Raw genomic sequence first — 11,293 nt, 5'->3', positions numbered from 1 at the left:
CCCTAGTCGGCCGGGCTCGCGGCCCGGCAACACTGCGGTGAGGTGGCCGTGAACCTCACCATGACCCTGCTCAGTCTGTTCGCGTTCGTCCTGCTGACGGCCGGCACCGCGATCTTCGTGGCCGCCGAGTTCTCGCTGACCGCCCTGGAGCGCAGCGTCGTCGAGGCCAACGCCCGCGCGGGCGGGCGACGCGATCAGTTCGTCCGCAAGGCCCATCGCACCCTGTCGTTCCAGCTGTCCGGCGCCCAGCTGGGCATCTCCATCACCACCCTGGCCACCGGCTATCTGGCCGAACCGGTGGTGGCCCGGTTGCTGTACGCCCCGCTGACCGCGATCCGGGTGCCCCAGAACTGGGTCAGCCCCATCGCGCTGGCGCTGGCCCTGCTGATCGCGACCTCGGTCTCGATGATCTTCGGCGAACTGGTGCCCAAGAACCTCGCGGTGGCCAAACCGCTGCCGACGGCGCGCTTCGCCGCCGCACCGCAGTGGTACTTCTCCAAACTGTTCACCCCGGTCATCAAGGCGACCAACGGCACCGCGAACTGGGTGCTGCGCCGGATGGGCATCGAACCGGCCGAGGAGCTGCGCTCGGCGCGCTCCCCGCAGGAGCTGGTGTCGCTGGTGCGCACCTCGGCGCGCAGCGGTGCCCTGGATGCCGATACGGCCGTGCTGGTGGACCGCTCGCTGCAATTCGGCGACCGTTCGGCCGAGGAGCTGATGACGCCGCGATCCAAGATCGAATCGCTGGAGATCGAGGACACCGTCGCCGACCTGATGGCCGCCGCCATCCGCACCGGGTACTCGCGATTCCCGATCGTCGACGGCGATCTCGATCAGACCGTCGGGATGGTGCACGTCAAACAGGTTTTCGAGGTCCCACCCGAGCTACGCGACCGGACCCGGCTGTCGCGGCTGGCGGTGCCGGTGCCCACCGTGCCCTCGACGCTCGACGGGGATGCGGTGATGACCCAGATCCGCGGCAACGGCATCCAGACGGCGATGGTGGTCGACGAATACGGCGGCACCGCGGGCATGGTCACCTTCGAGGACCTGATCGAGGAGATCGTCGGCGACGTCCGCGACGAGCACGATGACGCCACCCCCGATGTCGTGCAGAGCCGCACCGGATGGGAGGTGTCGGGTCTGCTGCGCATCGACGAGGTGGACTCCGAGACGCCGTTCCGCGCCCCCGAGGGTGACTACGAGACCATCGGCGGACTGGTGCTGGAGAAGCTCGGCCACATCCCGGATGTGGGCGAGACGGTGGAACTCACCGAGTTCGACCCCGACCGTCCCGGTGACCCGGCGGTGCGCTGGCACGCCCGGGTCCTGAAGATGGACGGCCGCCGCATCGACCTGCTGGAACTGGTCCAGGTCGACAACGACGGCGAGGACGGGGAGGCCACCGATGGGCGGTGATCTGTTCGGGGTGGTACTCACCGTCGTGCTGCTGGCCCTCAACGCGTTCTTCGTCGGCTCCGAGTTCGCGCTGATCTCGGCTCGCCGCGACCGCCTGGAAGCGCTGGCCGAACAGGGCAAGAAGCGCGCGGTGACGGTGATGCGGGCCGCCGAGAACCTGTCGCTGATGCTGGCCGGCGCCCAGCTGGGCATCACCATCTGCTCGATCCTGCTGGGCCGCGTCGGCGAGCCTGCCGTCGCGCACCTGCTGGAGAAACCGGCCGCTCTGCTCGGCATCAGCGACGCCATGCTGCACACGGTGTCGTTCGTCATCGCGCTGGCGATCGTGGTCACCCTGCACGTGCTGCTCGGCGAGATGGTGCCCAAGAACATCGCGATCGCCGGGCCGGAGAGCACCGCGATGCTGCTGGTGCCGCCGTATCTGCTCTACATCCGTGCGGCCAGACCGTTCATCGCGTTCTACAACTGGGCGGCCAATACCACCCTGCGGGCGCTGCGGGTGGAACCCAAGGACGAACTCGACGTCACGGTCTCGACCGTCGAACTGTCGGACATGATCGCCGAGTCACTGTCCGAGGGGCTGCTGGACCGCGAGGAACACACCCGGCTGACCCGCGCCCTGCAGATCCGCGACCGCAGCGTCGCCGATCTGGCCATCCCGCTGGAGCGCATCCATGCGGTGCCGGCCGCTCAGCCGGGTGCCGGGCCGACCATCGACGCCGTCGAGAAGGCTTTGTCCGAAACCGGCTACTCGCGCTTCCCGGTGACCAACGCCGACGGCAGCTACCTGGGCTACCTGCACATCAAAGATGTGCTGCCGGTACTCAGCGAGGAGCGCACGGCGCTCGACGCGGCCATGGTGCGTCCGTTGATCCAGGTGCCGTCCACCATGTCCCTGCCGGATGCGCTGACCCGGCTGCGCCGCAACAAGAGTCATCTGGCGCTGGTGACCAACGGGGGCCGGGTGACGGCCATGGTCACACTGGAGGATCTGGTCGAGGACCTGGTCGGCACGGTTCGCGACGGGACCCACCGGGTCTGATGGAACTGCTTGCCGAGGATGTGTGGACGGCCCGCGAGGTCGCCCACCTCCGGCGGACCGAGGCCTTCCTGGCTCCGCACCTGCAGCGCGCACAGCGCGGTCAGGCGCACCCGGTGTGGGATTTCCTGTTCACCTACTACAGCCTGCGACCGCGGCAGCTGCGCCGCTGGCATCCCGGCTTCGGGGTGGCGCTGGCCGGTGCGGGCGCCCGGCGTTTCCTGGACCGCACGGGTTATGTCCGCGACGAATCCGGCGCGGTCACGGTGGCTGCCGAACTGCTGTCCGCACGGCGCGACACGGTGGCGTTCATCGCCGATCTGCTGCGTCGTACCGCCGAGCGGCCGGCCCGGTTCAACTGTTTCGGACTGCACGAGTGGGCCATGGTGTACCGCTGCGACGAGGTGCGGCACAGCGCTGTCCCACTGCGCCTGGGCACTGCGGGCACCGACGCGGTGGTCGATTCCATGCCCCTGCGGTGCAGTCATTTCGATGCCTTCCGGTTCTTCACCCCGGCGGCCGCCGACCGCAACGCCGATCGCCTCACCAGGGCCGGTCAGATCGCGACCGAGCAGCCGGGCTGTGTCCACGCGGCGATGGATTGCTACAAGTGGGCCTACAAGCTGGGCCCGCTGGTGCCCTCGGAACTGCTGATGGACTGCCTGGATCTGGCCGCCGACGCGCGGGCACTCGATATGTGTGCCAGCCCATACGACCTCACCGACTATGGTTTTGCACCGATAGCCATCGAAACCGCCTCGGGCCGTGCCGAGTACGTCAAGGCTCAGCAGGACATCGCCGACCGGGCCGCGCCGCTGCGCGCGGCGCTGTCGGACCGATGCGACCTGCTGCTCGCACGGTCCGCCGCGAGTTCACCGGTAGTTACCGACGGGTAAACTGGGCCGACTGTTCAAGGAGGAATCATGACCGAACGCGTGACGGCCGGAAACCTGCGGGTCGCCAAGGTGCTGCACGACTTCATCACCAATGAGGCGTTGCCGGGCACCGGTGTGGATCCCGACAGCTTTTGGGCAGGCGTGGACAAGGTGGTCACCGACCTCACCCCGCAGAACCAGGACCTGCTCGCCCGCCGTGACGATCTGCAGGCCCAGATCGACAAGTGGCACCGGGCCCGGGTGATCGGCGAATTCGACGCCGCCGGCTACAAGCAGTTCCTGGATGACATCGGCTACCTGGCCCCCGAGCCGGCCGACTTCACGATCACCACCTCCGGCGTGGACACCGAGATCACCTCGACGGCCGGTCCGCAGCTGGTGGTGCCGATCCTCAACGCGCGCTTCGCGCTCAACGCCGCCAACGCCCGCTGGGGATCGCTGTATGACGCGCTGTACGGCACCGACGTCATCTCCGAGGACGACGGCGCCGAGAAGGGGTCGAGCTACAACAAGGTGCGCGGCGACAGGGTCATCGCGTACGCCCGCAACTTCCTCGACGAGGCCGTCCCGCTGGCCGACGGTTCCTGGGCCGACATCACCGAGGTCAAGATCGACGACGGCGTGCTCGTTCCGGCCCTGGCCGATCCGTCGGCATTCGTCGGCTACACCGGTGAGCTGGGCGCCTCGGCATGGTCGGTGCTGCTCAAGCACAACGGCCTGCACATCGAGATCCTGATCGACCCGTCCTCGCCCGTCGGCGCCACCGACAAGGCCGGCATCAAGGATGTGGTGCTGGAGTCGGCGATCACCACGATCATGGACTTCGAGGATTCGGTGGCCGCCGTCGACGCCGAGGACAAGGTGCTCGGCTACCGCAACTGGCTGGGTCTCAACCGTGGCGATCTGGCCGAAGAGGTGTCCAAGGGCGACAAGTCCTTCACCCGCGTGCTCAACCCGGACCGCGTCTTCACCACCCCGGACGGCGAGGGAGAGCTGACCCTGCCCGGACGCAGCCTGTTGTTCGTCCGCAACGTCGGACATCTGATGACCAACGACGCCATCGTCGATGCCGATGGCAACGAGGTCCCCGAGGGTATCCAGGACGCGCTGTTCACCGGGCTGATCGCCATGCACGGGCTCAAGGAGTCCGAGGACAACGGCCCGTACCGCAACTCGCGTACCGGCTCGGTGTACATCGTCAAGCCCAAGATGCACGGCCCCGACGAGGTCGCCTTCACCTGCGAGCTGTTCAGCCGCGTCGAAGACGTGCTCGGTCTGCCGCAGGGCACCCTCAAGGTCGGCATCATGGACGAGGAACGGCGCACCACGCTCAACCTCAAGGCGTGCATCAAGGCCGCCGCCGACCGCGTCGTCTTCATCAACACCGGCTTCCTGGACCGCACCGGCGACGAGATCCACACCTCGATGGAGGCCGGTCCGATGATCCGCAAGGGCGCGATGAAGAGCCAGCCGTGGATCAAGGCCTACGAGGATCAGAACGTCGACATCGGTCTGGCCACCGGGCTGTCCGGGCGCGCCCAGATCGGCAAGGGCATGTGGGCGATGACCGATCTGATGGCCGACATGGTCGAGCAGAAGATCGGTCAGCCCAAGGCCGGCGCCACCACCGCCTGGGTGCCCTCGCCGACCGCCGCCACCCTGCACGCCATGCACTACCACCAGGTCGATGTGGCCGAGGTGCAGGCCGAACTCGCCGGCAAGAAGCGCGCCGGTATCGACGAGCTGCTGACCATCCCGCTGGCCGGCGAACTGGCCTGGTCTCCCGATGAGATCCACGAGGAGGTCGACAACAACTGCCAGTCGATCCTGGGTTACGTGGTGCGGTGGATCGACGCCGGTGTCGGTTGCTCCAAGGTCCCCGACATCCACGACGTCGCGCTGATGGAAGACCGCGCCACCCTCCGCATCTCAAGCCAGCTGCTGGCCAACTGGCTGCGCCACGGCGTCATCACCGAAGGTGACGTCAAGGCCAGCCTGCGCCGGATGGCCGCCGTGGTCGACGAGCAGAACTCCGGCGACGCCGCCTACCTGCCGATGGCCACCGACCCCGAGGCCAGCATCGCCTTCCAGGCCGCCCAGGAGCTGATCCTGTCCGGCGCCCAGCAGCCCAGCGGCTACACCGAGCCGATCCTGCACCGGCGCCGCCGCGAGTTCAAGGCGCGTGCCGCGAACCAGTGACTAGACTTCGGCGGGGCATTCGACACGACGCGTTGAGAGGGTAGGGATGGGCAGGCACAGCATTCCCGATCCCGACGACCAGCCGGACGAGGAAGCCGTCAGCGGCGGCTATGACGACGCCCGCGGCGAACCCGCTGCGGGGTCGTCGCACGGGCAGCACGAACAGCCCGAATTCGGTTATCCGGCAGACGAATACCGGTATGAAACCGACGGTTACGACGCCGGCGATCGATATGACGCCGGCGATCGCTACGACGCCGACCGGTACGCCGGCGAGGATCGGTACGACGCCGAGGACCGGTACCGCGACCCCGATCCGGCTCCGCGCGGGTTCCCGGCCGTAGCCGACGAAGACTCCCCCACCCAGGCGTTCTCGGTCACCGGCCGGCAGCGCACCTGGGAGGGTGGCGAGTGGACCGGTTCGCACCGTGCCGTCACCACCGGCCGACGCACCGTCAGCCGCGGTGTCATCGTCGCGCTCGTCACCGTCGTCGCCGTGGTCGGCGCGGTGATCCTGTGGCAGTTCTTCGGCGACGCCCTGTCTGACCGCAGCCAGGCCTCGGCCGACCGTTGCGTCGAGGGTGAGGTCACCGTCGCCGTGGTGGCCGATCCGGCCATCGCCGAGCAGGTCGGCACCCTGGCGCAGGACTACACCTCGACCAACCCGCGCGTCGGCGACCGCTGCGTCAACGTCGCGATCAAGCCCGCCGACGCCGATGCCGTGGTCAACGGCTTCACCGGCCCCTGGCCCGGGGATCTGGGTGAGCGGCCGGCGCTGTGGCTGCCGGCCAGTTCCTCCGCCGAGGCCCGACTGGAGGCCGCCGCCGGCGCCGAGGCCGTCATCGACAGTCGTTCGTTGGTCAGCTCGCCGGTCGTGCTGGCCATCCGGCCCGAACTCAAAGAAGCGCTGGCACAGCAGAACTGGTCCACCCTGCCCGACCTGCAGAGCAACCCTGCCGCGCTGGACGGGCTGAACCTGCCGGGCTGGGGCGGATTGCGGCTGGCGCTGCCGATGGCCGGTAACAGTGATGCCGGTCTGCTGGCCGCCGAGGCCGTCGCCGCCGCATCGGCACCACCGGGCGCCCCGGCGAGCGCCGGTGCCGGGGCCGCGCAGCGCCTGATGGGAGCTCAGCCCGAACTGGCCGATGCGCAGGCCTCGACCGCGCTGGACGCGCTGGTCAACGCCGCCGACCCGGCCGCAGCTCCGGTACACGCGGTCGCGACCACCGAGCAGCGGTTGGTCCAGCGGGCCAGCGGCCTCTCCGATGCCGCGGACAAGCTCGCCTCCTGGACGCCACCGGGTCCGGCCGCGATCGCCGATTTCCCGGCCGTCCTGCTCAGCGGCGACTGGCTGTCCAAGGAACAGGTCACCGCGGCCAGCGAGTTCGACCGTTTCATGCGCAAGCCCGAACAGCTCGCCAAGCTGGCCGAGGCAGGATTCCGCGCCGAGGGGGCACCGACACCGGAAAGCCCGGTGACCGATTTCCCGGCGCTGGGCCAGCCGCTGTCTCTGGGTGATCCCGCCGAGCGCGCCGCTCTGGCCGACCGGCTGACCGCACCGGTTCAGGACGGCACCGTCACGGTGATGCTCGGCCAGTCGATGCCGGGTCTGACCGATGTGGCCGCGACGCTGAACCAGCGACTGCAGCAGATGCCGCCGTCGGCCGCTGTCGGGTTGTGGACGTTCGACGGGGTGGCCGGTCGGTCGGCGATCAGCACCGGCCCGCTCAGCGATGACGTCGGCGGCACACCCCGCTCCGAGGCGCTGGGATCCAATTTGCAGTCCCAGGGTGGATCGGCCAGTGGCGCGGTGTCGTTCACCACGCTGCGCCTGGTCTACGGCGACGCGCTGGCGAGTTTCCGTGCCGATCAGCCGAACTCCGTGCTGGTCATCACCGCCGGCCCGCACACCGACCGCAGCCTGGACGGCCCCGGCCTGATCTCCTACATCCAGGGCGCGGTCGACCAGCAGCGCCCCGTGGCGGTCAACGTCATCAACATCGGTGACGACCCGGACCGCGCCACGTGGGAGGCGGTCGCCCAAGCCAGCGGCGGCCAGTACCGCAGCGTGCCCAGTTCGACCGACCCGGCGCTGGCCGACGCGGTGGCAGAGTTCCTGGGTTAACCGCGACGCGTCAGCGTGCACCGCACGCCGAAGTGATCCGAGGGAAACACCCGCGGTAGGTCGTCGGCGATCGGTTCGCGACCCAGCAGGGTGATGTCCTGTGCAGCCCAGCGCTCGCCCTTGAGCAGTACCCGGTCGAAGCGGACATGTCGGTGCTTGTCCTTCATGTCGTAGCGCATGTGGTTGATGGTGGTGTCCTCGGTGTAACCGGGGTCGTCGGGGCGCAGCGTGGGCCAGACGTCGACGAAGGGCGTCGGGATGATGCCGTTCTCGGCGTCGCGCAGGTTGAAATCGCCCAGCAGCGCCACATCATCGTGCCCGTGCACGGAACCGACGATCTGACCGAGTTGGCGCTGACGTAGTTCGGCTGCGGCCTTACCGCTCTCGAGGTGCAGGCCGACCACGGTGAACGCCACCCCGCCGAACTCGAACCGCGCCGTCAGGTATCCGCGCGACAGCCGCGTCGGCAACCGGGTGTAGGTCACCCGGGCGATCGGCAATCTGGACAACAGCAGCATGCCGTAGTTGCCGAGGCGACCACCGGTCACCGCGGCGCTGCGGTAGTTCTCCCGGATCCAGGGTTGCGCGCGAAAGACGTTGAGCGCGCGTGGTGTCACCTCCTGGAACACCATGACATCCGGCGGTTCGGAGGCCAGCACGTCGGCGATGGCGCGGTAGCGCTGTTGCGCGTGCAGGGCGTTGAACCAGATGTTGTAGGTCGCCACATTGAGCCGATCCCGGCGCCCGGCGTCGCGTGCCCCCGCGGCGCCGACCCACCGGCCCGAATCGAAACGCTGCACCCGAACGGGTGTCGGACGGCGGAACGGGTTGGGCCACAACCGTTGCATGCCGCCCAAGTTACGCGGCCGCGGCGGCGCACTCCCGCGGTGCGCACCAGGCGCGCGGCAGGGTCACCGCCATGCCGATCACCCCGAGGGTCACCGGTACCAGCAGCGCGTCGCGGTAGGTGTCGAGTTGACCGACCCCGGCGGCCTCGGCCGCGACCTGCACCGCGGTCGTGCCGGCCAGCCCGATCGCCGCGCCGAACTGGAACGTGGTGTACAGCAGCCCACTGGTCAGCCCCTGTGCCGAATCCTCGACGCCGTCGGTGGCGGCGATCGTCAGTGGGCCGTAGGCCAGCGTGAAGGCCAGGCCGAGCGCCAGGAAGCTGGGCAGCATGCTCGCATAGACCCAATCCTGCTCGACGCCGAGGAACAGGGCGAACGACACCGCCGCCAAGGTCATACCGACCGAGATGACCCGCCACAGACCGAATCTGCGCACCAGCATCGGGGTGAGGGTGGGCGCCAGGATCGCGTCGATGGCAAGGACGAGCAACGCCAGCGCGGTGGCCAATGCCGACCAACCCCGCAGTTCCTGGAGGTACAGCACGACGATGAACTGGAACCCCATGAACCCGGCGGCCAGGCAACCCGCCCCGACATAGGCGGTGACCAGGGCGCGGTTGCGCAGCAGTGCCGGCGGGACCAGCGGGTCCGATGCGGTGCGCTGCCTGGCGGCGAAACCGGCGAACAATCCGGCGGCGACGACGCCGATGAGCGCCGAGGTCAGCACGGGGCCGTGCGCGATGTTCTCGATGGCGATGACCGTGAGCACCACCGCCGCGGTGATCAGCACCGCCCCCGGCAGGTCCAACGATCGCTTCACGGTACTGCGGTCCCGCGGGATCAACGGCACGGCGAGCACCAGCACCGCCAGGGCCAGCACGACGGGGGCAAAGAACACCCAGCGCCAACCGAAGGAGGTCAGCAGTCCGCCGGCAACCAGTCCCAGGGAGAAGCCGGCCGCCCCGATCCCGGCGTAGATCAGCACGGCCCGATCTCGTGACGGCCCCTCGGGAAATGTCGTGGTGATGATCGCCAGTCCGGCGGGCATCAGGAACGCCGCGGCGATGCCGGTGATGACCCGCACCGTGATCACGAGTTCACCGCTGGGCGCGATACCGCCCAGGGCGGAGAAACCGATGAACACCGCCAACGCAACGAGAAACATCCGTCGCCTGCCGTACACATCGGCCGTGCGCCCACCCAGCAGCATGAAACCGCCGTAGCCGATCACGTATCCGCTGACGATCCACTGCAATTGGACGGTCGGCAGGTCCAGTGCCTCCCGGATGACCGGCAGCGCGATATTGAACATCGCGATGTCGATGCCCTCCAGAAAAGCCGCCCCACACAGCGCCGCCAACAGCAACGCGGACCGGATCCGTGAACGTGTCTCGATCGTCGTCATCCAACCAACTTTCGGTTCCTATTGGTAACTGACCACATCATCAGGCACCATGAACCGATGGCGGAAGAAGGCACTTCGAAGTCAGCCGGTATCCCCGAGGTAACCGACTGCTGCCCGGACGCCTTCCAGTGGGATCGACGCGAGGACTGTGAGGTCCGACAGATCCTGGACCGGATCGCCGACAAATGGTCGCTACTGATCATCGCGCTGCTCGACGACGGGTCCATGCGCTTCACCGAGCTCAAGCGGATGATCGACGGGGTCAGTCAGCGGATGCTGACGGTGACGTTACGGCAGCTCGAGCGCGACGGCCTCGTGCGTCGCACCGTGCATCCGGTCGTGCCGCCGCGCGTCGACTATGAGTTGACCGAGCTCGGCCGCACTTTGCACCAGACCGTGCAGTCGTTGGTGCACTGGACCGAGCGACACCAGACCGATATCGCCGCGGCCCGACAACGTTTCGATGCGGCGCAGCGCTGACCGCGAGGCGCCTAGATGCTCAGCAGCTTGAGCGCCTCAGCAGCGAACTGCCGGGGCACCTCGACCTGCGGGTAATGGCCCACCCCGGGCAGCTCGACCACCGTGGCCGCCGGACGCAGGTCACGCAACCCGGACAACACGTTGACCGTGGCCACCGGGTCATCCAGCCCCCACAGGAAGCTCAGCGGTTTGTCCCACGCGCTGATCGCGCCATGCCACCGCCGAGCGTGCCGCACCCGCTCGTCGAGGTAGGCGCACAGTAGATGCATGACGCGGTTTCCGCCGTTGTAGGCCAACAGTTCCCACTGCGCCTGCGCCTCGGCGGACGTCAGCGGATGTGCCGCACCGAACAGCCGCCCGAACCCGCGCACGAAACCGGCCCGACCGGTCAGCCGCGACACCACCGGCCCCAGCGGGCCGCGCAGCAGCTTCTGCGAGGGCCGCAGACTGGCCCGCTCCAGGATGATGCTGCCGTTGCTCAGCACCGCGGCATGCAGATCGAACGGCAGTTCGCCGGCGATATCGCGGGCCAGCAGTTCGGTGGCCACCGAAGTGCCCATGTCATGGGCGATCAGCACCACCGGACCGGTGACCGTGCGTTGGACGACTTGCTGCACCAGGTCTGCCTGTTCCAGCAGGCTGTACCGGTGCGGGGCCGGCTTGTCCGACAACCCGAACCCGAGGAAGTCCAGCGTCAGCCAGGCACGGCCGCCGAGCGCCGACACCACGTCGCGGTAGTCGAACGAGCTCGACGGAAATCCGTGCAGCAGAAGGACCGTCGGGCCCTCTCCGGCCGCGCTGCGGACAAAGAGGTTGCCCGCCGTCGTGTCCAGGTATCGGCCACCGTCGCGCCAACCCTGGACACTCGGCATCACGGGGTCA

The 11,293-nt window shown here is 68.5% G+C and carries 9 protein-coding genes; 6 read left to right on the top strand and 3 right to left on the bottom strand.

Annotation, left to right across the window (positions count from 1 at the left end; translation table 11 throughout):
• Positions 1-48 precede the first annotated feature (48 nt).
• From ACWDUN_RS16740 to ACWDUN_RS16720, 5 genes are read left to right on the top strand one after another with little or no spacing between them, the layout of a single operon-like run.
• Positions 49-1,419, top strand: coding sequence for a hemolysin family protein (locus tag ACWDUN_RS16740; protein ID WP_449930673.1), 1,371 nt, complete (start codon positions 49-51; stop codon positions 1,417-1,419).
• Positions 1,409-2,461: a hemolysin family protein gene (locus ACWDUN_RS16735; protein WP_449930483.1), complete on the top strand. Its 1,053-nt coding sequence runs from the start codon at positions 1,409-1,411 to the stop codon at positions 2,459-2,461. The genes ACWDUN_RS16740 and ACWDUN_RS16735 overlap by 11 nt, the downstream gene beginning before the upstream one ends.
• Positions 2,461-3,354 carry a 3-methyladenine DNA glycosylase gene (locus tag ACWDUN_RS16730; RefSeq protein ID WP_449930481.1) on the top strand — a complete coding sequence of 298 codons (894 nt, stop codon included), beginning with the start codon at positions 2,461-2,463 and terminating at the stop codon, positions 3,352-3,354. Before ACWDUN_RS16735 ends, ACWDUN_RS16730 begins: the two co-directional genes overlap by 1 nt.
• 27 nt (positions 3,355-3,381) lie before the next feature.
• The gene (locus ACWDUN_RS16725) at positions 3,382-5,553 is read left to right on the top strand and encodes a malate synthase G (protein WP_449930479.1); all 2,172 of its coding nucleotides are present in this window, start codon (positions 3,382-3,384) and stop codon (positions 5,551-5,553) included.
• Positions 5,554-5,599: 46 nt separating this feature from the next.
• Positions 5,600-7,678 (top strand): hypothetical protein, encoded by a 2,079-nt coding sequence (locus tag ACWDUN_RS16720; protein WP_449930477.1) that lies wholly within the window; start codon positions 5,600-5,602, stop codon positions 7,676-7,678.
• Here the strand turns inward: ACWDUN_RS16720 and ACWDUN_RS16715 are convergent.
• Entirely contained in the window at positions 7,675-8,526 is an 852-nt protein-coding gene (locus ACWDUN_RS16715; RefSeq protein ID WP_449930475.1) for an endonuclease/exonuclease/phosphatase family protein, read from the bottom strand. The genes ACWDUN_RS16720 and ACWDUN_RS16715 overlap by 4 nt on opposite strands.
• Before the next feature lie 10 nt (positions 8,527-8,536).
• Positions 8,537-9,931 carry an MFS transporter gene (locus tag ACWDUN_RS16710; RefSeq protein ID WP_449930473.1) on the bottom strand — a complete coding sequence of 465 codons (1,395 nt, stop codon included), beginning with the start codon at positions 9,929-9,931 and terminating at the stop codon, positions 8,537-8,539.
• Between the two features lie 57 nt (positions 9,932-9,988).
• On the opposite strand from ACWDUN_RS16710, the gene ACWDUN_RS16705 reads away from it, so the two are divergent.
• On the top strand, positions 9,989-10,411 hold the full coding sequence (locus tag ACWDUN_RS16705) for a winged helix-turn-helix transcriptional regulator (RefSeq protein ID WP_449930471.1): 423 nt from the start codon (positions 9,989-9,991) through the stop codon (positions 10,409-10,411).
• Positions 10,412-10,422: 11 nt separating this feature from the next.
• On the opposite strand, the gene ACWDUN_RS16700 is transcribed toward ACWDUN_RS16705, so the two are convergent.
• Positions 10,423-11,283, bottom strand: a complete 861-nt coding sequence (locus ACWDUN_RS16700; RefSeq protein ID WP_449930671.1) for an alpha/beta fold hydrolase — start codon at positions 11,281-11,283, stop codon at positions 10,423-10,425.
• Positions 11,284-11,293: the final 10 nt, after the last annotated feature.

Source organism: Mycobacterium sp. NPDC003323 (assembly GCF_053589535.1).
The sequence above is the reverse complement of the archived record's forward strand: the minus strand, read 5'-3'. Positions and strand labels throughout refer to the sequence as shown.

Excerpts from the sequence above, each read along its gene's own strand:
- ACWDUN_RS16710 (WP_449930473.1), bottom strand. The coding sequence starts at position 9,931 with ATGACGACGATCGAGACACGTTCACGGATCCGGTCCGCGTTGCTGTTG.
- ACWDUN_RS16705 (WP_449930471.1), top strand. The coding sequence starts at position 9,989 with ATGGCGGAAGAAGGCACTTCGAAGTCAGCCGGTATCCCCGAGGTAACC.
- ACWDUN_RS16715 (WP_449930475.1), bottom strand. The coding sequence starts at position 8,526 with ATGCAACGGTTGTGGCCCAACCCGTTCCGCCGTCCGACACCCGTTCGG.
- ACWDUN_RS16720 (WP_449930477.1), top strand. The coding sequence starts at position 5,600 with ATGGGCAGGCACAGCATTCCCGATCCCGACGACCAGCCGGACGAGGAA.
- ACWDUN_RS16700 (WP_449930671.1), bottom strand. The coding sequence starts at position 11,283 with ATGCCGAGTGTCCAGGGTTGGCGCGACGGTGGCCGATACCTGGACACG.
- ACWDUN_RS16725 (WP_449930479.1), top strand. The coding sequence starts at position 3,382 with ATGACCGAACGCGTGACGGCCGGAAACCTGCGGGTCGCCAAGGTGCTG.
- ACWDUN_RS16735 (WP_449930483.1), top strand. The coding sequence starts at position 1,409 with ATGGGCGGTGATCTGTTCGGGGTGGTACTCACCGTCGTGCTGCTGGCC.
- ACWDUN_RS16730 (WP_449930481.1), top strand. The coding sequence starts at position 2,461 with ATGGAACTGCTTGCCGAGGATGTGTGGACGGCCCGCGAGGTCGCCCAC.